Origin of the sequence: Phenylobacterium hankyongense, from assembly GCF_003254505.1 — a bacterium.
GTDB classification, from domain to species: domain Bacteria; phylum Pseudomonadota; class Alphaproteobacteria; order Caulobacterales; family Caulobacteraceae; genus Phenylobacterium; species Phenylobacterium hankyongense.
Map to the genome: position 1 here is coordinate 249,453 of NZ_QFYP01000001.1, position 22,421 is coordinate 271,873.

Here is a 22,421-nt window from a genome sequence, read left to right on the forward strand (position 1 = left end):
CGGCGAATGCCCGCGATGATCTCACCCCACATCCTGGACTGGTATCGGCCCCCTGGAGCTCGGGTATGCCGCGCCTCGTTCCAACCCCGAGCGCCGCAGGACAACGGCCAGCAGGGCGAGCCCGACGAGCGGGCCGAGGTTCACGCTGTCGGTGAGCGCGGCCAGCGGCGCGCCGACCACCGGGCTCAGCAGCGCGGCGACGATCACGGGTCGCTCGCCCCGGAGGAACCCACTGCGAGCGCCTTCGCGGACGAGCCAGGCGACCGGGAGCGCCCAGAGCACAAGGTCGTAGCCGTAGAGGTAGGGCGTGGCGAACGGCGTCGCGGCGGCGAGCACGGCGCCCTTGGCCAGCAGGCAGGCGTCGCCGCGCCAGCTCCGGAAGACGATGACCGCGACGATCAGGGTCGCCAGGAGCTGCGCCCAGGCGGCGGCCGCGAGGTCGCCGGTGGCGGTAAGGACGGCCGCGAAAACCGTCTGCATCTTCGGGGCCAGCTGGCCGTCGGTGAGGATCTGCAGCGGCACGGCGCTTGTCCGGAGGAACGCCTCGAAGGACTCCCGCCCGAACAGCGCCAGGCTCACCGCCAACAGGGAGATCGACGAGACCGCCGCGCCGCCGATCGCCCGCCAGCAGCCGCCCGCCACCAGCGCCACCGGGATCAGGACGGCGAGCTGGGGCTTGATGATCAGGGCGCCGAACAGCAGGCCCGCGAGCAACGGTCGCTTTCCGAGCTGGATGACGCCGCCGATGAACAGCGCGCCGGTCAGCAGGCCGGACTGGCCGATCACCCCGTTCATCAGCACCACCGGGAACGCCGCCAGCAGGGCGATCGGCGCCAGCCGCCGGCTCGCCGCCAGATAGCCGCCGAGGGTCGCTGCGAACCACACGGCGCGCGCCGCCGCCAGCGGCAGGAGGCCGAGCGGCGCCACGAACAGCAGGAAGGGCGGCGGATTGATGAAGGGGGCGTAGCTCGATCCCGCCATCCAGCCCTCCAGGGCCCGAACGGCCTGCGGGTCCCAGGCCAGGACCGGATCGCGCCAGGCGAGCCGTCCGGCCGCCCAGAAGGCGCCGAAATCGGCGGCGACCCCATGCGGCCCGACGAGTCCCCAGCTGGCGGCGAGCACCGGCAGGCAGAAGAAGATCAGGTAGATCCACGGATAGCCCCGCGCCCGGCGCGCGTTGAACCATGCCGGCCGGCGGGGAACCGCAACAACCTCGACCATGGCGCAGCTCCTGACGGCGCCACTAATCAGGCGGCGCCTTCCGGAGTTCCGCCGGCGGCGGACGAACTGCCTGCGTGCGGCGACTGCGCGGGAGCGAATTACCTCGCGTCCAGCAGTCGATTAGGTGCAACCGAAGGTCTACCGCTGTGTTACATTTGTTTGGTGCATATTTTTACCTGCACGGTCTCCTGCAAAACACGCCTGGGTACGGCTTTCGCTCCGCGAGCCTCCAGTTTTCTGAAGGGCATGCCATGGCTGCCCCACCACCTAGCTATTCCGAGGAAGCCGCGCTCAGCCTGACCATGGCTGTGGTGGCGTCGTCGCCCGGACCCCTCCTGCTGCTCGACGGCGCCTTCAACATCGTCGCCGCCAGCGCCTCCTTCTCGGAGGTCTTCGAGATCGATCCGGCGACCGCGGTCGGCGTGTCGCTGTTCAGCCTGGGCGCGGGGGAGTGGAATATCCCGCAGCTGCGCTCGCTGTTGAAGGCGACGGCCTCGGGCGCCGCCACGATCGAAGCCTACGAGCTGGACTTCAAGCGCCCCGGCCGCTCGACGCTCTGCCTGGTCATCCACGCCCAGCGCCTCGTCTACCTCGATCTGGCGAACCAGCGCCTGCTCATGGCGGTGAGCGACGTGACCGCGGCGCGGGCCGACGCCAAGCTGAAGGACGAGGCCCTTCGCCAGAACATCGTCCTCCTGCAGGAGGTCCGCCACCGGGTCGCCAACAGCCTTCAGATCATCGCCAGCGTGCTCTTGCAGAACGCCAAGAAGACCGAGTCGGAGGAGACGCGCGGGCACCTCCGGGACGCCCACAACCGGGTGATGTCGGTCGCCGCCCTGGAGCGGCAGCTCAGCACTTCGGGCGCGGGCGAAGTGGAGCTGCACGCCTATTTCACCGAGCTCTGCGACAGCATCGCCGCCTCGATGATCGGGCAAAGCGACAGGCTCTCGCTGGTCGTCACGGGCGCGGGCGGCGTCGTGGACGGCCGGGTGTCGGTCAGCCTGGGCCTGATCGTCACGGAGTTGGTGATCAACGCCCTGAAGCACGCCTTTCCAAACGGCCGGCCCGGCGCGATCGTCGTCGACTGCGCCTTCCGAGGCCCCAACTGGGTGTTGTCGGTCAGCGACGACGGCGTCGGCATGCCCACCGATCCCGGCGAGGTCCGGACCGGGCTGGGCACCAGCATCGTCCAGGCGCTGGCCAAGCAGCTTCAGGCGGTTGTCATCGTGGGACCGGGGAATCCCGGCACCCACGTGGCCATCACCCGCACGCAGATCACGCTCGTCGACGAAGGCGAGGATCCGCTCAGCCACACGCCGGCCGTCAAACGCCCTGCAGCCTAGGTCGAAAGGAATCGAGCCATGGATACGATGACACCGCCTGGGACAGGCAAGACCCTGCTGATCGTCGAGGACGACGTCCTCCCCGCCATGGCGCTCAGGGACGAACTGCAAGACGCCGGATTCCGGGTCCTGGAACTGACCGAGACCGCCCACGACGCGATCCTGGCGGCTCAGGCGGGAAAGCCGGATCTTGCGCTGGTGAACATCGAGCTCCAGGGCCGTGACGACGGCATCGGCCTGGCCCGCGAACTCAAGGCGATGGGTATCCCCGTGTTGTTCATCAGCGGCCAGGTCAGCCGGGCCAGCTCGGCGCAGACCGTCGCCGTCGGGTCCATGCCCAAGCCCTATGATCCCGCCGAGATGGCCACGGCGGTCCGCTACATCCTGCGGCATCTCGCCGGCGACGAGTCCCTGCCGCGGCCGCCCCAGCTGGAGGTGTTCGTGGCTTCCCCGGACGTGATGCCCGACGCCGCCTAGTCACGTTCGCCGTGAAACTCGAGATCGCCACCGCGCCTGCGGCGGTGACGGACTGCAACGGCTCCATCGACTGAGCGGGGCGGCGGCGGTTGGCGGCTCCCCCGTGTGGGGCGGGGGAGCCGCGGTCCGGCCGACATCCTGGGGGGAGGAGATGCGGCGGAACCTGTTCAACTGCGCGGGAGGCGGCTGGCGGAGGAGAGACCGGTCCGCCGCCTCGAAGCGCAGGATCAAATTGGTGGGTCGGCGCGGCGACAGTTGGGCCGGTTCGTCTCCGGACGGTTGCAGAGTGAAGGCCATCTTGAGCCCGCGGCGGCGATAACCGATGATTGTGGCCGGCGAGCCATCTGCCGGTCGCATTCCTGGGCGTTGATGCCGGGAGAAGGAGTCCCGGCTGTGAAGCATCAAAAGATCGCCGCCCTGGTCATCGCCGGCGCGCTCGCCGCCGCAGGTCAGGCGCTGGCCGCCGAGACCACCGACGCGCCGATGGCCACCGCCCCCGCGCCGATCGCGGCAGTTGCAGCCGACACCAGCGCCGCGCCGACCGCCGCCGCGCCGCCGCCGACCGTCACGCCGCCACAGAGCGGCTCCGGCGTCGCCGAGCAGATCGACCACTACCTGCGCACGTCCCCCGCCGCCCGGCTGCCCGACGACGAGGCCTCCGGCGTGACCACCGGCCAGGACGAGCCGCGCAAGGTGCATGGCATGGTCGACGTGTCGGTGGGCTCCGGCGGCTATCGCAGCGCCTACGCCCGCTCCGACGTGCCGCTCGGCAAGACCGGCACCCTCAGCATCGCGATCGGGCAGACCCAGTTCAACGGTCGCAGCGGCGGCTACGGCTACCGCTCGCCCTACGGCTACGGCTATGGTGGCCCCTACAGCTCGCAGAGCCTGGCGCTCGGGCTGTCGTTCGGCGGCTCCTCGTTGAGCGACCAGCCGGGGCGTTGCCGCACCGCCTGGGCCGACCCACGCATGAACCTGGACCAGCCGCTGCCGGTGGCCGCCGACCGCTTCGCCGGCTGCCCCTACCCGCCTGGAGAGCCGCCGCCCGAGGGCCGCTGACCGCCGATCTCCCCTAGAACTGGAAGTGGGCCGCCAGCCGCAGGTCGTAGATGGTCAGGCTGTCGCGCGCCTCGGCCCCGCCTTCCACCGAGAAGCCGCCGCTGCCGTTCTCGCCCTTGATCGAGATGCGGGCGGTCGCGCCGCCGCCGGCGACGTTGTCCGCCGCCAGGGTGAAGGCGTTGCCGCCGGCGATGAACCGACCGGTGGTCGCCGCCAGGTTCTGGCTGACCACGTCGCGATAGCCGAGCAGGAGTTCCGGTCCCCAGGAATTGTCCGCGCCTTCGGTGAACAGCGCGCCCACCGCCACGCCGGCGAAGGCTGACATCCTGGAACTGGTCCGGCCGTCGACCTGGAGATCCAGCGCGCCGCCACCCGATTCGCTGTAGCCGCCCTCGGACAGCCGGAAATAGTCGGCCGCGACCTGCGGCCGCAGGTAGACGTCGCCCAGGTGCGCCTCGTAGCTGGCGTGCAGCCGCCCGGTCTCTCCGCCGGCTGACCAGCGGCCCTGGGCGGTCCCGGAGTACTGCGCCAACGACGTATCGCTCGTCGCAACCACCCGGTTGCTGGTCGCCTGCAGGTAGTCGCCCGCCAGCCGCGCGTTGGCGGAGAACCCGCCCATCGTCACCCGCCAGTAGCCGCCCAGCTCCACCATGTTCTCGATCAGGTGCTGGTTGGCGTCGGACTGGTCGTTGCGAATCTCGCTGGAGCTGGCGCCCAGGGTCACGCCGAAGATCCCGAGCCGCGAGGCGGCGGCCTCGTAGCCGCCCACCACTCCAAGCCCCCAGGCCTTGTAGCCCGGCATGCCGTCGTGGCCGTTGGCGATCATCCCGTAGTTGAGCTCCTGCACCCAGGCGCCGCCGCCCTGCACGTCCTGGCGGTCGTCGATGGGCGCGCCGAACGCGTCGGAGGCCGCCACGGCCATCTGGAACACGTCGCCGCTGTAGTCCGGCAGCATCTGGGCGTAGAGGCTCGTGAAGCCGGCGCGGTCGGACTGCGCCAGCATGGCGGCGCGCAGCCCGGCGTCGCGGTCCGCGGCGGCCATGATCGGCTGGTAGGCGCTGGCCACCGAGGCCGGCAGCTGAAGGTCGGCCGCGGTCTTCTGCGTCACGTTGATCGACACCGTTCCCGCCGCGGCGTTGGTCGCCAGGCTCACGTTGTAGAGGTAGGGCGAGCTCCCCAGCAGACTGGAGTCGATGGCGCCGGCCGAGAGCTGGCTCGCCCGGATCACGGTGAAGCTGGCGGTGTCCTGCACCAGCGAGGTCAGCCGCAGCCCGATCTTGGCGCCGTCGGCGATCGTGGCCGCTCCCGCCACGGTCAGGGTCGTCGCCGCGCCGGCGCTGGGATCGGCGGTCAGCATCAGCTGCGACCCGCTGCCGAGGTTGAGGCTGGTCAGCGCCAGGTTGCCGGTGTTGTTGATCTGCAGAACGCCCGTGCCCATCCTCAGGGCCAGCGTTCCGCCCTGTGCGGTCAGTGCGCCGGTCACCGTGCCGCCGCCGTCGATCGTCAGGCCGTTGGCGCCCGCCCCGAAGGCGATGTCGCCGGTCACCGCCCCGGCCAGGATGTTCAGCTGGTCGCCGCCCGAGCCCAGCAGGATCGCCCCGTTGATCAACGGCGTCGTCGTCGCCGTGGTCGACTGGCTCTGCGTCAGCTGCACGCCGCCGGTGTTCGCGGTCAGGTCGAAGACGGTCGCCGTGCCGGTCACTCCGGCCAGCGCCCCGCTGGGCGAGACGGTGGCCTGGATCACGCCGGTGTTGGTGATCGAGCTCAGCGTGCCCGAACGATCGATCACCGCCACGCTGCTGGGGGTCTGACCCAGGGCGCTGCCCCAGATCGTGCCGCTGTTCACCAGGCTCCCCACATTCGCCCCGGCCTCGATGTCGATGGCGTGCGAGACGTTCAAGCCTTCGGAGATGACGTCGGCGTTGATCGTCCCGGTGTTGACGATCGTCGGCGCCACGGCCCCGCTGTTCAGCAGCAGCGCCGTCGAGTTGCCCGAGTAGGCGGAGGACGTGACGCTGCCGGTGATCAGCACGCCGTCGCCAGTGGTCACCGCCCCGCCGCCGGCGACGCCGAGTTGCAGGCCCACCGAGGAGACGCCGTCATAGACGCCGAGGCCCGACACCATGCCATGGATCACCACCCCATAGGCGTTGGCGGCGCTGGCCCCCACGTCATAGACGCTGACGCCCGGCCCCACGTCGCCCAGGTTGACGTCGCGGCCCACCGCGCCGACCACGATGGCCGGCGCGCCGCCGTAGGAGGTCACCGAGCCGGTGAGCTCGCTCGCGTCCGCGATGCCGTTGCCGTTGAGGTCCGTGTTGGTGGCGTCCAGCGGCGGCGGGGCGTCCACCAGCAGGCCCTTGGCGACGCTGCCGGCGATCGACAGGGCCGGGCCGCCCTGCAGCAGGTCGTCAGGCTGCAGCTTGGCGAGCAGGGTGGGGTCGGTGTTGCGCGTGGTCGTGCGGTAGCCGGTCGCCGTGACCGTGCTCTGCACGATCACTCCGCCGCTCACGTCGCCCCCGAGGGCCACGCCCTGCGCGCCCTGGCCGATGGCGCTGACCGCGCCGAAGATCGAAACGTTGCCGCCCACCGAGCCCGTGGTCCGCAGGCCGATGCTGTTGGTTCCGGTGACGCTGATCGTGCCCGTGTTGGAAATCGGGCCTCCGAGATTGGTCTCCACCGAGATGCCCGCGGAGTCGTTGCCCTGCACGGTGATCGTTCCGGCATTGATGATCCCGCCCGCGCCGGCCAGGTCTCCCGGCCCGATCACCCGCACGCCGAACCGCCGCGATCCGGTGGCGAACGGGCCGTTCACCAGCCCATCGCCGTTGGTGTCGGTGAACACCGTGGTCTCGTTGATGGTGATGGTCCCGGAGTTGGTGATCGATCCGGTGTGGCCGCCGAGCGCCAGGATGCCGGTGGCGTCGTCGACGTTCTGGATCTGGATCGAGCCGGAATTGGAGACGGTGTTGTCGCTGTCGAGCGTCACCGCCGTGCCGGAGGTCGGCGTGATCGCCCCGCTGCCGGAGATCACTACATTGTCCGGCGCGCCATTGGCCGCCGTCGAGGTGGCGACCGGCGTGTTCTGGCCGCTGCCGATCGTGGTGTCGGCGAACGCCTGGGTGGCCCAGATCAGCGCCGAGACGCTGACCAGCGACGATCCGAGTCGCCCCGCCGTCAGGAACGGCCGCCGAGTTTCAGTCGACACACGGCCGCGCGGCGGAAAATACCCAGTCATTCGACACACCCTCTAAAGCTGAACCATGCCTCGTCGATGAATGTGTCTAGGCAATGACTGTGGTCTGTGGATATCTTCTGGATTTAGAGTGATTGTGACGCCAGTGTTTCACCTGAGAATTGATATCTGAAACAATTCTGTCTTTCGGTATACTATCACATAACTTGCATGGCGCGGCCTGCACGACGGAGCCGCCCCAGGGCGTCTCAGGCGCGCATCGTCACGAACCAACCCTGAGGCTCCCATGCAGATATCAGGTAATTCAACGGCTTACGGAGGCAGTCAGGCACAGCGCATCCTGAGCATGCTGCTCCAACAGCAGACCCAGACCCCCGGGCAAAATGTGCCGGGTGACACCACCGCAACCGGCGCGACCGCGGTGACCCCCGTGTCGGGCCCCGCGCCCAGCGGCGGCGCGTCCAGCCAGTTCGCGTCGAAGACGCTGGCCGGCCTCCTGTCGGCCCAGGAACAACCGCCGAGCTCGTCCGACCTCGCCGCGGCCCTGATCCAACAGGTCGATTCCAACGGCGACGGCCAACTCTCCGCCGACGAGATCAAGACGGCCCTGGGCGCGAACGGCGCTTCCGGGACCAGCCAGACCGACGCGCTGACCCAGGCCATCGCCAAACTCGACACCAATGGCGACGGCACTGTGGGGGCCAGCGAACTCACCAGCGCCCTCGACTCGGCCAAGGCGACCCATGGCCATCACGGCCACGGGCACAAGGTGGCGGCCAGCTCCGACGTCGCCGCCCAGGTGATCGGCGCAGCCGACACCAACGGCGACGGTTCCCTCAGCATGGCCGAGATCAGCTCCGCGCTGGGGACCTCGGCCAGCGGAACCGACAGCCTCGCCCAGAGCCTCGGCAAGCTCGACTCCAACGGCGACGGCCAGCTTTCCGCCGCCGAACTGTCTGCGGCGCTCGACGCGTTCCGCACGGCGCACCAGAACGGCGCGGCGCAGGGCGGAACCGGGACCCAGACCGCTCAGGCCGCGCTCTCGGCCTGATGCGGCGCGGCCGGAGCCGCACCCCCCCGCTGCTCCGGCCGCATCCGCGGCGTTCGCAAGGCGCGATGTCAGCCGCGCCTCCCTGCTGGAAATCGAATCGGGCCCGCGCCCGTGCGACCCTGCCTGCGCCGTCGCCCCGGAAGGCCCGGCCACGTGCACGGGACGCTCGAAACGGGCCTGCGCGGAATAAGCGTCACTGTTTTCGCGCCGGGCGGTTGATTGTGGCGTGGCGGCATTCGAGGTGACACAATTGACGCTCAGGGAAACGTCATGTCCGCATCCTCCTCGCTCAGCGTGCTTCCCGCCCGCCACATCCTGGTCGTCGACGACGACACCCAGTTGCGCGAACAGATGGTCGGCTACCTCGCGGAGCACGGCTATCAGCTTCATGCGGCCGGGGACGGCCCCGGGATGGAGGCGGTGCTCGCACAGGCCCCCATCGACCTGATCATCCTCGACGTCATGTTGCCCGGTGAGGACGGCCTGTCCATCTGCCGGCGCCTGGCCGAGGAAGGCGGTCCCGCCGTGGTCATGGTGAGCGCCATGGCCGACGAGGTCGACCGGGTGCTGGGCCTGGAGCTCGGCGCAGACGACTACCTGCCCAAGCCCTGCAGCCCGCGCGAGCTCCTGGCCCGCGTCCGCGCCGTGATGCGGCGGCTGGAGGAGGTGCGCGGCGGCGCGCCCCGCAAGGGCAAGACCTACCACTTCCAGGGCTTCGTGGTGGACACCCTGCGGCGCCAGCTGCGCGCTCCCAACGGCACCGCCATCCTGCTCACCGGCGGCGAGTTCTCGCTGCTCTCCGCCTTCCTGGAGAATCCGCAGCGGATCCTCTCCCGCGACCAGCTGTTGGAGCTCGCCCGCGGCGCCCACACCGAGGTCTTCGACCGGGCGGTCGACGTCCAGATCAGCCGGCTGCGCCGCAAGCTGCACGCCTGCGTCGAGGGCGAAATCATCAAGACCTACCGCGGCGCCGGCTACCTGTTCGACGCCAAGGTCACCCGACCGTGACGCTCGGGGGCGGCTGGCCTCGCACCCGCGCGCCGATCGGGCTGCAGCTCGTCGCCCTGCTGCTGGCCTGCCTCCTGGCCGCCCAGATCATCAGCTTCGGCGTCATCGTCTTCACGCCGCCGCCGCGCCCGTCGTTCTACCATGCCGCCGATGTCGCCGCCGCGCTTCGGGGCGGGCCGCTGAAGATGCGCCTGGGCCGTCCCCTCGTCCGCGAGGTCGTCCCTGCCCTGTCGGGGGAGCTCAGCGTCGAGCATCCGCTCCACGAGCGCTCCTCCCGGGCGCTGGCCCAGGTGCTGGGCGTTCCGGAATCCCAGGTGCGCCTGCGGCAGCACGACCCCGATCCTGAGCTGCGCCTTCTGCACCACGTGCGCCGCCTGGAGCGGTCGCCGTTCGAGCGCGCGGACTTCGACCGCCGCGGCGATGACGTCGGCCGCGCTGGGTTCCGCGGCGCCGGGCCGCCCGGCTGGCGGCGCTTTGGCCCCGACAGCGGCCCGGAGATGCCCATCGTCGGCGCCTTCGCCGCCGCCCTGCAGCAGCCCGACGGCCGCTGGGTGGTGGTGCGCTCCACGCCCGAGCCCTTCCCCACCGCCTGGCAGCTGCGCACCTCGCTCTGCCTGCTGGCCGGGTTCCTGATCGTCGCGCCGGCGGGCTACCTGTTCGCCCGCCGCATCACCGCGCCCCTGAAGCGGTTCGCGCAGGCCGCCGAGACCCTGGGCCGCGACCCGCACGCCCCGCAGATCACCCTGCGCGGCCCCGCCGAGATCGGCGCCGCCGCCCACGCCTTCAACGAGATGCAGGCCAGGCTGAAGCGCTACATCGGCGACCGCACCGCCCTGGTCGGCGCCATCAGCCACGACCTGCGCACCCCGCTCGCCCGCATCAAGTTCAAGATCGAGGCCGCCCCGCCCCGCCTGCGCGACAGCGTGCTCACCGACGTCAATCAGATGGAGCAGATGATCGGCGGGGTCCTGGCCTTCATCCGCGACGAGGGCCAGCCCCGGCAGCGCGAGCGGCTGGACCTGTTGTCACTGGTGGAATGCGTGGTCGACGACGCCGCCCTGCTGGGCGCCGACGTGGAGATCGTCCATGCCCAGCCGGTCACCGTCGACGGCGATCCGGTGGCCCTGCAGCGGCTGTTCAACAACCTGGTGGACAACGCCGTGAAGTACGGCGGCTGGGCCCGCATCCAGGTGCGCCGCGACGCCGAATCCGCCGTGGTGGTGATCGCCGACCGCGGCCCCGGCCTCTCCGGCGAGGAGCTCGGCCGGGTGTTCCAGCCCTTCTACCGCACCGACGCCTCGCGCAACCTGGACAACGCCGGCGTGGGCCTCGGCCTGCCGATCGCGCGCTCCGCCGCCCGCGCCCACGGCGGCGACGTCGAGCTCACCTCCGGTCCGGACGGCACCACCGCCGTCGTCACCCTGCCGGCAGCCGCCTAGCGTCCGCCTCGGTCCGGGTCAGGGCCGCCAGCTTGGTCACGGTGTTCCAGTTGCGCATCGTGCCCCTCAGCTTCAGCGTCCGCTCGATCAGCGTCCCGGTCAGCTTGGAGTGGCCGAGGTCGTCGGGAAAGGTGGCGTAGAGGCAGCCGGGCCCGGCCGCGACCTCTTCGGGCCCGGTGATCTTGCCGCGCAGCGCGTCCACCGCCCCGGCCGCCGGCTCGCCCTTCAGGAACATCACCACCAGGTGGCTCGGATCGCGCCTGGCCATCTCCGGGTACGGATTGCCGGCGACGATCGCCGCCAGCTCGGCGCCGTCGCGCACGAAGACGTCCACCGCCCCGCCCAGCTTCTCCGTCAGCCCGCGCTCCAGCGCCGCCTCGGAGCCGGCCGCGCCGACCACGGCGTTGCCCGTCGCCACCACCGTCTCCGGCTCGGTGCAGCCGAGTTCGCTGAGCGCCGCCCGGAAGTCGGCCATCACCAGCCGTCGCCCGCCGACGTTGACCGCCCGCAGCATCACCGCCACCCGCTGGCTCACCGGGCGTCGGCTTCCCAGGCCAGGAACTCCGGCCGTTCCAGCAGCCGCTCGGCGTAGGCGCCCGCCGGCCCCACGTCGCCGTAGTCCGACATCCGGATGCCGTAGGTGCGGATCCGCGTCGCCACCGGAGTGAAGAAGGCGTCGACGATCCCCCACTCCTCGCCGGCCAGATAGGGTCCGCCGAACCGGCCGAGCAGGTCGCTCCACAGCGCCGCCAGCCGCCGCAGGTCCTTGTGCGTGGCCTCCGACAGCTCCGCCACCCGCGGCGTCATGGTCAGGTCCATCGGGCATTCGCCGCGCAGGCTGGGGAAGCCCGAATGCATCTCCGCCGCCGCGGAGCGCGCCACCGCCCGCGTCGCGGCGTCCGCCGGCCACAGCCCGGCATGCGGGAACCGCTCGGCCAGGTATTCGCAGATCGCCAGGGAGTCCCAGACCACCAGCTCGCCGTCCCTGAGCGCCGGCACCAGGCCGCTGGGCGAATGCGGCCGGATCTGCGCCTCGGTCAGCCCCTGCTCCTGGCGAAGCGCGATCAGCGTCTCGTCGAACGGTGCGCCGGTCTTCTTCAGCGCCAGCCACGGCCGCAGCGACCAGGTCGACCACTTCTTGGTGCCGATGACGATTTCCATGGCCCGTACCTCCTCGCGTCGCTCAGGACGAACGCTATCGGCCACAACAGCTTCGGCGCGTCCAGAGCCGAATCCGCGCTCAGCGAGGCGTCAGCTCCACCCAGGTGGGCGCATGGTCGCTGGCCTTCTCCCAGCCGCGCACGTCGCGGTCCACGCCGGCGGCGCGCAGCCGCGGCGCCACCTCGGGGCTCAGCAGCAGGTGGTCGATCCGCAGCCCGGCGTCGCGCCCGTAGGCGTTCCGGAAGTAGTCCCAGAAGGTGTAGATCCGCTCGCCCGGATGCAGGGTGCGGAGCGCGTCCGTCCACCCCTGGCCGATCAACGCAGCGTAGGCCGCCCGCACCTCCGGCCGGAACAGGGCGTCGTCCAGCCATCGCTCCGGCTTATAGACGTCGAGATCGGTCGGCATGACGTTGTAGTCCCCGGCCAGCACCGCCGGCGCCCCCTGCGCCAGCAGGCCCGCCGCATGCGCCCGCAGCCGCTCGAACCACCGCAGCTTGTAGTCGAACTTCGCCCCCGGCGCGGGGTTGCCGTTGGGCAGGTAGAGGCAGCCGACCAGCAGCCCGTCCACCGCCGCCTCGATGTAGCGGCTGTGGCTGTCGTCCGGATCGCCCGGCAGCCCACGCCGGGTCTCCAGCGGCTCGCAGCCGCGGGCCAGGATCGCCACGCCGTTCCAGCTCTTCTGCCCGTGCCAGATCGCGCCGTAGCCCGCCGCCTCGATGGCCGCGTGGGGGAACTTGTCCTGCGGCGCCTTCAACTCCTGCAGGCAGACGACGTCGGGCTCCGTCTCGTCCAGCCAGCGCAGCAGCACCGGCAGCCGGCCGTTGACCCCGTTGACGTTGAAGGTGGCGATCCTCATCCGAGGCCCGCAACGCGCCAGGGCCGGGGTTTGGTTCAGCCGTCGGGGCGAAACCGGCGGAAGAGATGCTAAGAGCCTCCGCCGCAAGCCCGCCCACGAGTCCTCGCCCGATGACCGCCGCCCCGCCCCGCCCTCCCGCTTCGGCGCTCGCCTCGAGCCTGCCCTCGCTCGCGGCGCTGGCGGCGTCGATGATCTCGGTGCAGGTGGGCGCGTCCTTCGCCAAGGGGCTGTTCCCGGCGGTGGGGCCGCAAGGGGCGACCGCCCTGCGCGTGGTCCTGGCCGCCCTGATCCTGGCCGCCATCTACCGCCCCTGGCGCAGCCCGCCGCAGCGCCGCGCCTGGCCGGTGCTGGCCGCCTACGGCGCCACCCTCGGGCTCATGAACCTGCTGTTCTACTCGGCCCTGCAGACCATCCCGCTGGGCGTCGCGGTGGCGCTGGAGTTCACCGGCCCGCTGGGCGTGGCGGTGCTGGCCACCCGTCGGCGGATCGACTTCGCCTGGGTGGCGCTCGCCGCCACCGGGCTACTGGCCCTCGCCCCGCTGGGCCACCAAGCCCACCCGCTCGATCCGAAGGGCATTGCGTTCGCGCTCGGCGCCGGCCTCTGCTGGGGCCTCTACATCGTGTTCGGCAAGCAGGCTGGAACCGCGCACGGCGCCCAGGCCACCGCCATCGGCATGATCGTCGCCGCCCTCGTCGCCTTCCCCTTCGGCCTCGCCCAGGCCGGCGCGGCCCTGTTCGCTCCGCAGATCCTGCTGAGCGCGATCGGCGTCGCCATCGCCTCCAGCGTGCTGCCCTACACGATGGAGATGTTCGCCCTGACCCGGATGCCGGTTCGCGTGTTCGGCACCCTGATGAGCCTGGAGCCGGCGCTCGCCGCCCTGATGGGCTGGCTGATCCTCCACGAGGCGCTGGCCCCGCGCCAGGCCGTCGCCATCGCCGCCATCATGCTCGCCTCGCTGGGCGCGACCCTGACCATGGACGCCCGCCGCGAGGCGCCCCGGCCGCTATCCACGCCCAACTAGGTTGCGGTCAGGCCTCCACCACCGCCTTGCCGACCGGGGTGAGGGAGAGCATGGCCAGCTTCACGTGCTGCCAGGCGAACGGGATGCCGATGATCGTGACCGCCAGCGCCGCGGCCAGGACGATGTGGTGGAGCGCCAGCCACCAGCCGGCGAGCAGGAACCACAGGATGTTCAGCAGCACGCTCGTGGTCCCGCCGCCCTGGTCGACCACCACCCGCCCGAACGGCCAGTAGCTGAACCCGGCGATCCGGAATGCGGCCGGGGTCCACGGCAGGCCGACGATGGTCACCGCCAGCACCAGGCCGGCCAGCAGCCACAGCGTGCCGGAGATCCAGCCGCCGAGCACGAACCACAGGAGATTCAATAGCAATCGCATATAGTCGCTCCGCCAAGCCGTAACCTCTAGCACGTCGCCGGCCCGGCGCACCTGAGCGAAGCCGGCCGCGGCAACCGACCTTCGCCATTGGCCGTTAGGGGGCCACGCCCGCTCAACCCGAGGTCCAGATGGCCGAAACCACCGCCCCCGGCGCTCCCGATCCTTCGGAGATGGTGAAACAGCCTGAGCGCCCGAAGCTCCTGCAGGTGCTGGGCCCGGGGCTGATCACCGGCGCGTCGGACGACGACCCCAGCGGCATCGCCACCTATTCCCAGGCCGGCGCCCAGTTCGGCTTCAACATGGCCTGGGTGATGCTGTTCAGCTGGCCGCTGATGTGCGCCATCCAGGAGATCAGCGCGCGGATCGGCCGGGTCAGCGGCCGCGGCATCGCCGGCAACCTCAAGCAGCACTACCCCCGCCCGGTTCTGGCGGTCATGGTCGGCATGCTGCTGGTCGCCAACACCATCAACCTGGGCGCGGACCTGGGGGCCATGGGCGCAGGGCTGCGGCTGGTGATCGGCGGGCCGGAGCTGCTCTACGTCGGACTGTTCGGCCTGGTCTCCATCCTGCTGGAAGTGTTCGTCCGCTATTCCCGCTACGTCTCGGTGCTCAAGTGGCTGACGCTGGCGCTGTTCGCCTATGTCGGCGTGGCCTTCGTGGTCCACATCCCCTGGGGGTCGGTGGCCTACCGCCTGGTGGCGCCGCACATCGACTGGACCCCGGCCTATCTCACCACCCTGGTCGCCATCCTGGGCACCACCATCAGCCCCTACCTGTTCTTCTGGCAGGCGGAGGAAGAGGTGGAGGAGGTCAAGGAGCGCGACGGCGCCATCCCCCTGGCCCGCGCCCCGCAACAGGCGCGCAGCGAGCTGAAACGGATCCGCCTGGACACCTACCTGGGCATGGGCCTCTCCAACCTGGTGGCGCTGTTCATCATCCTGACCACCGCCGCCACCCTGCACGCCCACGGCGTCACCAACATCCAGACCTCGGCCCAGGCCGCCGAGGCGCTGCGGCCGATCGCCGGCCAGATGACCTTCCTGCTGTTCGCCCTGGGCATCGTCGGGACCGGCCTGCTCGCGGTCCCCGTGCTCGCGGGATCGGCGGCCTACGCGGTGGGCGAGGCCTTCGGCTGGCACGTCGGCCTGGCCCGCAAGCCGCACCGAGCCAAGGCCTTCTACGGCATGATCGCCGGCGCCACGGTGGTCGGCGCGGCGCTGAACTTCACCTCCATCGACCCGATCAAGGCGCTGTTCTGGTCGGCGGTGATCAACGGCGTGGTGGCGGTGCCGGTGATGGGGATGATGATGCTGATCGCCGGCCGCAAGGAGGTCATGGGCCGGTTCACCCTGTCGCGGCCCCTCAAGTTCGTCGGCTGGGCCGCGACGGCGGTGATGGCCGCCGCCGCCATCGGCATGTTCGCCACCATGGGCAAGGGCGGCTGAAGCCGCCCCGCCCGGCGCCCGCTACTGCCCCGCCGCGGGCGGCTCGAAGTTGTGCAGGATCGGCGGGCGCGGGTTGAACGGGATGCGCGTCGACATCGGCGCCAGCGGGCTGTTGCCGGCCCGGTGCCAGCGGCCCTGGACGGCGGTGACCACATCGCCCTGGTCGGCCTCGAAGTAGGGGAAGCCTTCGATCTGGTAGCCGATCTTGCCTTCCATGATGAACCAGAACTCCGTCCAGTCGACGTGGAAGTGGCCGAGATTGCTGGCCGGCGGCACCGGCGCGGCCTTCCCGCGCAGGATGTTGCTGGTCCAGTGGTCGTCCCACACGAACTTGCCGCCGTAGGTCTTGTCGCCCACCGCGATCTGCTTCCAGAAGTCCACGTAGAGCGGGTTGCTGGTCCCGATGTTCGCCGGCCCGGGCTGGCCGGTGACCTTCATATAGGTCCGCCCGGGCACGGCGTCGGGGGTCTCGGACAGCGGATAGAGCGGCAGGGCGTGGGCCTGGCGCACCTCGAAGCGCAGCGACGGCTTATCGCCCACGGTTTCGATCGTATAGACGTGGCGGAACGGCACGTTGACCATGAAGCCCTTGGTGGCGGTGAACGGCTCGGCGCCGGCGATCGTCACCTTCATCTCGCCGTCCTGGACGATCCAGACCACGCGATCGTCTGCATACATCTTTGCCTTGGTCTTCTTGCCGGCCCCGAGCGAGATGTAATCGGCCTCCTGCTCGGGATTTCGCACCAGCGGCTGGACCCAGTCGGTCTGCCCGCGGTGGGCGGCGAGGATCTCCTTCAGCTTCCAGTGCACCTTGTTCGGCCCCACGTACGGCGTGGAGGTGGTCGGCTTCGGCGACCAGAATTGCTCGGGCATCTTAGGCGCAGAGACCGGCATGGGCTCGTTCTGCGGCATGAATTGCGCCGCCGCCGAGGTCGCGGTCAGCAGCGCCGCGACCGCGGCTCCCAGATAGACGATGGCCTTCATTGCAGTCCCCTTCCCTTGCAGCGACGTTGCGCTGCCGTTCCGACATTCCGATGCGCAAGCTTCGCCGCAGCGGCCGAATTATGCAAGATTTTTGCATACAATTTTTAAGCCGGCTTGAATGGATGCAATTCGTCGCCGGATGAGATCAACCAAAACCTTCGCCCGACCAAGGGGTTGACCGCCAGCCCCCGCGCCCCGCAACCTCGCGCCCATGCAGGGGATGCTCCAGCCGCCGGGGAAACCGGCGTCCTCTATGTCGGTGGTCGAATGGCAGGTGACCCGTTTGTCCCTGGGCTTCGTGCTGGACACCGTGGAGATCAGCCGCGCCGGCGGCGACCTGCTGGCGCCGCTGCTCATGACCGCCATCCTCGACGCCAACCTCGCCCCGGTAGACCAGGACCGCGACCTCGCCGCGACCTACGCCGGGCTCGACACGGCCGCGCCGGACGAGTTGCGGCGCCCGGTCAGCGTCAACGCCGTGGCCCAGTCGCTGGGCCTGCCGTTCGAGACCGTACGCCGCCGCGTGCGCAAGCTGGCGCGCGACGGGATCTGCGTGCTCACGCCGCGCGGTGTCCACGTCCCGCGGTCAGTGGTCACATCGCCGCCCTACAACGCCATCCAGCAGGCCCGCCACCAACGGCTGGCGCGCTTCCACGCCGACCTGCGCGCGGTCGGCGCCCTGCCGCCGCCGGGGCCGCGGCCGGCGGGCTCCGCCGAGCCGCCGCCGGTGCGGGCCGTCAACCGGGCCATCGCCGAATACATGCTGCGGACCGCCGACGGCCTGTTGGCCCTGGCCGGAGATGTGGTCAGCGGGGCGGTGCTGCTGGAGATGGCGCGCTGCAATACCGATGGCCTGACCGCCGCCGATCCGTGGGCCCAGGGCTGGACGGCCCTGGCCGCCCGCCGGCCGGTGCGGGCCTCGACGCTGGCGGCGCGGCTGCAGTTGCCGGCCGAGACCACGCGCCGCCACGTGGCGCTGCTGGAGGCGCAGGGCTTCTGCGTGCGCACGCCGAAGGGGCTGGCCTGCCAGGCCCCGTCCGCCAAGCTTGCCGCCGCCGCCCGCATCGTGCGGGACAATCTGGTCAACGTGCAGCGGATGTTCGCCCGCGTGGAGACGCTGGGCGTGCTGGCCGACTGGGAAGCCGGCCGCGCCGCCTGAGCCCCCTATCCAGCCGCGCCTGCTTCGTCCTAACATCCGTTTGAAAGCCGTCGCCCGAGTGCGGGCGGCGAGCATAAGAACAGTACGGGGAAGCGCCAGATGACCGCCATGCCGGCCGGGGCCGCCGCGCCTTCGAGGGTCTACTTCTCCGACGGCTACAAGCGGCTGGTGCTGGGGCTGCTGGTCACCGCCTATACCTTCAACTTCATCGACCGCACGATCATCGCCACCATCGGTCAGGCCATCAAGGTCGACCTGAAGATCACCGACACCCAGCTGGGCCTGCTCGGCGGGCTCTACTTCGCCCTGCTCTACACCCTGCTGGGCATTCCGATCGCGCGGCTGGCCGAGCGGTTCAGCCGGGTCAACATCATCGCCGCCGCCGTCGTCATCTGGTCGGCCTTCACCGCGCTCTGCGGCACGGCGGGCTCGTTCACTGCGCTGGCGGCCTACCGGTTCGGGGTCGGAGTGGGCGAGGCCGGTCTGTCGCCGCCGGCCCACTCCCTGATCAGCGATTATTTCGAGCCCAAGAAGCGGGCCTCGGCGCTCAGCGTCTATTCCTTCGGCATCCCGCTCGGAACCATGTTCGGGGCGGTGGCCGGCGGCTGGCTGGCGCAGAACTTCTCCTGGCGCGTGGCCTTTATGCTCGTCGGCCTGCCCGGGGTGCTGATCGCCGTGGCGATCAAGGTCCTGGTCAAGGAGCCGCCGCGCGGCCATTCCGAGCCCGACGCGGTCGCTCTCGAGGGGGTGGCGCCGCCGCTGGAGGCGGTGGTGGAGCCTGCCGCGCCTGGCCGCGGCCTCGGCGGAGAGCTGTCCGAGACCTGGGCGGTGATTCGCACCCTGTTCGGCAAGTGGCCGGTGGCCAACATGGTGCTTGGGGTGACCCTGGTCTCCTTCGCCGGCTACGGCTCGGGCCAGTTCATCCCGCCCTACTTCATCCGCGCCTTCGGACTGAACTACGCCCAGGTCGGCCTGATCGTCGGCCTGGTGGGCGGCTTGTCCTCGGGGCTGGGAACGCTGGTTGGAGGGTTCCTCACCGACCGCCTGGCCCGGCGCAGCGCCCGCTGGTACGCGCTGACGCCGGCCATCGGCCTGACCATCGCCGCGCCGATCTACATCTCGGTCTACCTGCAGTCGTCCTGGCAGGCCGCGGCGATGATCCTGCTGGTCCCGGGGATCTTCGCCTACACCTATCTCGGCCCCACCTTCGGCGTGGTGCAGAACATGGTGGAGACCCGCCGGCGGGCGACCGCCACGGCCCTGCTGTTCTTCTTCCTCAACCTATTGGCGCTGGGCGGCGGCCCGCCGTTCACCGGCTGGGTGATCGACCATTTCGCCGCCTTCCACCTGGCGCATCCGGACATGCCGGGCCTGGGCCAGGCGGTGGCCGGCTTCTTCGGCGCCGACCGCGCGGCCTACCAGGCCGCCTGTCCTGGCGGGGTGGCGGCGCATGGCGCGGCGCCTGAGCTGGCCGCGGCCTGCAAAGGGAGCCTGGTGCTCGCCACCCGCCAGGGGATCATCGTCGCCCTGTGCTTCATCCTCTGGGGCGCCCTCCACTACTTCCTGGCGTCCTTCGGACTGGTCGAAGCGCTTGCCAGGGCCCGCGCCGACCGCGGCGAAGGCGACTGAGTGATTCACAACTGTTAAGTGCAGTTTGCCGATACGCTACCGAGGCTTGACTAGACCCGGCGTCAAGGGGGCATCCTCCGCGTTCTGATGGCTCGACCACCGTCGCGCCCAAGGGGGAAACTCCATGAAACACCACCTGACAGGCGCCGCCTCCGTGCTCGCCCTGCTGACCGCCTGTGCGGCCGGCGCAGCCCATGCCCAGACCCCGCCTCCAGGGGAGGCCAGCGTTTCCGAGGTCGTGGTCACCGGCTCGCGCATCCGCACCAGCCCGCTCGAACGCGACCAGCCCGTGATCCAGATCGGCCAGGAGGACGTGGCCAAGTCCGGCCTCACCTCCACCGTCGACGTGCTGCAGCGGATCCCGTCCGCCGGCGGCGGCCTGAACTCGAAGTTCAACAACTCCGGCAACTTCGGCAATCCGCCGGACGGCGGCGGCGTCGGCGCGGGCTCGGCGGAGATCGACCTGCGCTACCTCGGCTCGCGCCGGGTGCTGGTGCTGGTCGACGGCCTGCGCTGGGTCTCCGGCGCCGCGGCCTCCGGCGTGCCGGGCGCGGTGGACCTGAACACCATCCCGACGGCGATGATCAGCCGCACCGAGATCCTGCAGCAGGGCGCCTCGTCGATCTACGGCTCCGACGCCATCGCCGGCGTCGTCAACATTATCACCAAGGACCGCCAGGACGGCTTCCAGGCCTCGGCCCAGCTCGGGAAGTTCGGCGAGGGCGACGGCTTTGGCCAGGACTACAACGTCTCCTGGGGCGTCGGGCAGGACCGCGCCCACGTCGTGCTCGGCGGCGGCTACTTCAAGCAGGATCCGGTGCTCGCCAACGACCGCGACATCTCCCGCTATCCCAACCCCTACGCCACCTCCTGCCTGGCCGGCGGCTGCTCCTCCGGCACTCCGCTCGGGCGGTTCCTGGTCCATGACCCGAACACCGGGCAGGACCTCGACCTGACGCTGCGCCAGGCGCTGCAGCCCGGCCAGCGGCCGGTCTACATCCCCAGCGATCCCACCAGCGCGGCGGGCAGCTTCAAGCCGTTCACCACCGCCGACGCCTTCGACTTCCAGCCCTACAACTACATCCTGATCCCGACCGAGCGGGTCAGCCTGTTCGGCTCGGTCACCCAGGAGTTCTCCGACAAGCTGCGCCTGCGGGTGAGGGCCAGCTACGTGCAGCGCAAATCGGCCAACCAGGCCGCGCCGCTGCCGCTGTTCGTGGGCCCCGACGCCGGCAACGGCAACCTGCTCGACACCGTGTCGATCGATGCGAGCAACCCCTACAACCCCTTCGGCTACACCCTGCAACCCGGCACCCTGTCCGCGGTGCTGCGCCGGATGATCGAGGCCGGCCCGCGGCACTACGAGCAGACCGTCGACACCTGGAACGTCACCGGCACCCTGGCCGGCGAGTTCGACGTCGGCGGCAGGACCTGGGCGTGGGACGCCAACGCGGTGTTCTCGCGCAACCATGCCCAGCAGACCTTCACCGGCAACGTCAACTCCGCGCGGGTGCAGCAGGCGCTCGGCCCGGTATCGCAGTGCACCGGCGCCTGCGTGCCGCTGAACCTGTTCGGCGGCGTCGGCACCATCACCCCGGCCATGCTGAGCTTCATCGGCTTCACCCAGCAGGACACCTCGCAGCAGGAACTGCGGGACTACACCCTCAACCTCACCGGCGACCTGATCGACCTGCCGGCCGGACCGCTGGCCTTCGCCGCCGGCCTGGAGCGGCGCGAGACCGAGGGCTTCTTCCAGCCCGACCCGATCGTCGCCGCCGGCCTCTCCTCCGACATCCCCGCCCAGCCGGCGCGGGGCTCGATCCAGGTTAATGAGGCCTACGGCGAGTTGCGCGCGCCGTTGCTCAAGGACCTGCCGCTGGTCCACCGGCTGGAGGCCTCGGTCGCCGGCCGCTGGTTCGACTATTCGACCTCCGGGCGCGACTCCACCTACCAGGCCGGGCTGCTCTGGCGGCCCATCGAGGACGTGCTGGTCCGCGTCGCCTGGGGCCAGGGCTTCCGGGCGCCGAGCATCGGCGAGCTCTACGGCGCGGCCTCGCGCTTCGACCAGGAGGTCGTCGACCCCTGCTCCAACCTCAACGGCTCAGGGGCCAGCGCCACGGTGCGGGCCAACTGCCTCGCCCAGGGGGTGCCGGCCAACGGCAGCTACGTCCAGCTCAACCCGCAGCTGCCGGTCATCACCAGCGGCAACACCGCGCTGAAGCCGGAGACCAGCGAGAGCTGGACCTATAGCGCGGTGTGGCAGCCGGCCTGGCTGAAGACCGTCAGCTGGGCCAGCGGCGGCTCGGCGGAGATCGTCTACTCGGACATCCAGCTCGACAACGCCATCCAGGCGCAGAGCGGCGAGACCCTGCTGGGCCGCTGCGCCCAGACCGGCGACCCGCTGGCCTGCAGCACCATCACCCGGACCGCCTCCGGCGCGGTGTCGGCGATCACCAACCCGCTGATCAACATCGGCGGCATCAAGACCCGCTCGGTGGACCTCAACCTGACCTGGGTCGCCCCGGAGAGCAGCCTCGGCCGGTTCACGGTGCGCTCCTACACGACGCGCCTGCTGGAGTTCACCGAGAGCGTACCGACCTCCACGGGCCTGACGCCGATCACCCGCGAGGGCACGGAGCGCGGCAGCCCCGACCAGGCCTATCCGAAGACCAAGTCCAACCTGATCGTCGACTGGGACCGCGGCAGCTGGGGGGCCACGGTCACGGCCCGCTACATCTCCTCGGTGGTCGAGGCCCAGAACCAGAACAAGCTGGATTCCCGCACCTACCTCGACGCGCAGGTGCGCTGGACCCCGAGCTTCCTGGACTCCTGGAGCGTGGCCGTCGGGGTCAACAACCTGCTGGATAAGGATCCGCCGGGCTGCATCAGCTGCGGCCTCAACAACTACGACCCGAACGCCTACGACGCGCCGGGCCGGTTCTTCTACTTCCGCCTGAGCTATCGCCAGTAGCCATGCGACTGTGGGGGCGGCGCC

At 70.6% G+C, this 22,421-nt stretch carries 18 protein-coding genes; 11 read left to right on the forward strand and 7 right to left on the reverse strand.

All coding sequences use genetic code 11. The features are described 5' to 3' along the window. Window positions 1-21: 21 nt before the first annotated feature. Window positions 22-1,221 carry a glycosyltransferase family 87 protein gene (locus tag DJ021_RS01130; protein WP_111455778.1) on the reverse strand — a complete coding sequence of 400 codons (1,200 nt, stop codon included), beginning with the start codon at window positions 1,219-1,221 and terminating at the stop codon, window positions 22-24. A gap of 251 nt (window positions 1,222-1,472) precedes the next feature. On the opposite strand from DJ021_RS01130, the gene DJ021_RS01135 reads away from it, so the two are divergent. The 3 genes from DJ021_RS01135 (at window position 1,473) to DJ021_RS18615 (ending at window position 4,100) form a co-directional block, all read left to right on the forward strand. Continuing rightward, window positions 1,473-2,564, forward strand: a complete 1,092-nt coding sequence (locus tag DJ021_RS01135) for a sensor histidine kinase (protein WP_111455780.1) — start codon at window positions 1,473-1,475, stop codon at window positions 2,562-2,564. Window positions 2,565-2,582: 18 nt separating this feature from the next. Next, entirely contained in the window at window positions 2,583-3,041 is a 459-nt protein-coding gene (locus DJ021_RS01140; protein ID WP_111455781.1) for a response regulator, read from the forward strand. Between the two features lie 393 nt (window positions 3,042-3,434). Further along, window positions 3,435-4,100 carry a hypothetical protein gene (locus tag DJ021_RS18615; protein WP_133254913.1) on the forward strand — a complete coding sequence of 222 codons (666 nt, stop codon included), beginning with the start codon at window positions 3,435-3,437 and terminating at the stop codon, window positions 4,098-4,100. Between the two features lie 13 nt (window positions 4,101-4,113). Here DJ021_RS18615 and DJ021_RS01150 read toward each other — a convergent pair whose 3' ends face one another. Continuing rightward, window positions 4,114-7,308: an autotransporter domain-containing protein gene (locus tag DJ021_RS01150; RefSeq protein WP_111455783.1), complete on the reverse strand. Its 3,195-nt coding sequence runs from the start codon at window positions 7,306-7,308 to the stop codon at window positions 4,114-4,116. Window positions 7,309-7,642: 334 nt separating this feature from the next. Here DJ021_RS01150 and DJ021_RS01155 point away from each other — a divergent pair, with 334 nt between their 5' ends. The 3 genes from DJ021_RS01155 (at window position 7,643) to DJ021_RS01165 (ending at window position 10,794) form a co-directional block, all read left to right on the forward strand. Continuing rightward, on the forward strand, window positions 7,643-8,347 hold the full coding sequence (locus tag DJ021_RS01155; protein ID WP_165837074.1) for an EF-hand domain-containing protein: 705 nt from the start codon (window positions 7,643-7,645) through the stop codon (window positions 8,345-8,347). A gap of 270 nt (window positions 8,348-8,617) precedes the next feature. Next, window positions 8,618-9,355, forward strand: a complete 738-nt coding sequence (locus DJ021_RS01160; RefSeq protein WP_111455786.1) for a response regulator — start codon at window positions 8,618-8,620, stop codon at window positions 9,353-9,355. Next, the gene (locus DJ021_RS01165; RefSeq protein ID WP_111455787.1) at window positions 9,352-10,794 is read left to right on the forward strand and encodes an ATP-binding protein; all 1,443 of its coding nucleotides are present in this window, start codon (window positions 9,352-9,354) and stop codon (window positions 10,792-10,794) included. Before DJ021_RS01160 ends, DJ021_RS01165 begins: the two co-directional genes overlap by 4 nt. On the opposite strand, the gene DJ021_RS01170 is transcribed toward DJ021_RS01165, so the two are convergent. The 3 genes from DJ021_RS01170 to xth all read right to left on the reverse strand — a co-directional run bounded on the left by DJ021_RS01170 (window position 10,772) and on the right by xth (window position 12,811). Then, window positions 10,772-11,329, reverse strand: a complete 558-nt coding sequence (locus tag DJ021_RS01170; protein WP_111455789.1) for a DUF1697 domain-containing protein — start codon at window positions 11,327-11,329, stop codon at window positions 10,772-10,774. The two genes, DJ021_RS01165 and DJ021_RS01170, sit on opposite strands and share 23 nt — an antisense overlap. Further along, window positions 11,326-11,955 carry a glutathione S-transferase family protein gene (locus DJ021_RS01175; RefSeq protein WP_111455790.1) on the reverse strand — a complete coding sequence of 210 codons (630 nt, stop codon included), beginning with the start codon at window positions 11,953-11,955 and terminating at the stop codon, window positions 11,326-11,328. The genes DJ021_RS01170 and DJ021_RS01175 overlap by 4 nt, the downstream gene beginning before the upstream one ends. A 79-nt stretch (window positions 11,956-12,034) precedes the next feature. Continuing rightward, window positions 12,035-12,811, reverse strand: coding sequence for an exodeoxyribonuclease III (gene xth / locus DJ021_RS01180; protein WP_111455792.1), 777 nt, complete (start codon window positions 12,809-12,811; stop codon window positions 12,035-12,037). Window positions 12,812-12,921: 110 nt separating this feature from the next. Between xth and DJ021_RS01185 the strand changes: the two genes are divergently transcribed. After that, entirely contained in the window at window positions 12,922-13,833 is a 912-nt protein-coding gene (locus tag DJ021_RS01185) for an EamA family transporter (RefSeq protein ID WP_111455793.1), read from the forward strand. Window positions 13,834-13,840: 7 nt separating this feature from the next. On the opposite strand, the gene DJ021_RS01190 is transcribed toward DJ021_RS01185, so the two are convergent. Continuing rightward, the gene (locus DJ021_RS01190; RefSeq protein ID WP_111455794.1) at window positions 13,841-14,209 is read right to left on the reverse strand and encodes a YccF domain-containing protein; all 369 of its coding nucleotides are present in this window, start codon (window positions 14,207-14,209) and stop codon (window positions 13,841-13,843) included. Between the two features lie 128 nt (window positions 14,210-14,337). On the opposite strand from DJ021_RS01190, the gene DJ021_RS01195 reads away from it, so the two are divergent. Beyond that, window positions 14,338-15,654, forward strand: a complete 1,317-nt coding sequence (locus tag DJ021_RS01195; RefSeq protein WP_243625875.1) for an NRAMP family divalent metal transporter — start codon at window positions 14,338-14,340, stop codon at window positions 15,652-15,654. A 21-nt stretch (window positions 15,655-15,675) separates the two neighbouring features. Here the strand turns inward: DJ021_RS01195 and DJ021_RS01200 are convergent, their stop codons facing one another. Next, a complete protein-coding gene (locus tag DJ021_RS01200) occupies window positions 15,676-16,638 on the reverse strand; it encodes a cupin domain-containing protein (RefSeq protein WP_111455796.1) in 963 nt (320 codons plus the stop codon). 274 nt (window positions 16,639-16,912) lie between these two features. On the opposite strand from DJ021_RS01200, the gene DJ021_RS01205 reads away from it, so the two are divergent. The 3 genes from DJ021_RS01205 (at window position 16,913) to DJ021_RS01215 (ending at window position 22,397) form a co-directional block, all read left to right on the forward strand. Then, window positions 16,913-17,797 carry a hypothetical protein gene (locus DJ021_RS01205; RefSeq protein WP_207801744.1) on the forward strand — a complete coding sequence of 295 codons (885 nt, stop codon included), beginning with the start codon at window positions 16,913-16,915 and terminating at the stop codon, window positions 17,795-17,797. 99 nt (window positions 17,798-17,896) lie between these two features. Next, a complete protein-coding gene (locus DJ021_RS01210; RefSeq protein WP_165837075.1) occupies window positions 17,897-19,426 on the forward strand; it encodes a spinster family MFS transporter in 1,530 nt (509 codons plus the stop codon). A gap of 124 nt (window positions 19,427-19,550) precedes the next feature. Beyond that, window positions 19,551-22,397 carry a TonB-dependent receptor domain-containing protein gene (locus tag DJ021_RS01215; protein WP_111455800.1) on the forward strand — a complete coding sequence of 949 codons (2,847 nt, stop codon included), beginning with the start codon at window positions 19,551-19,553 and terminating at the stop codon, window positions 22,395-22,397. Window positions 22,398-22,421: the final 24 nt, after the last annotated feature.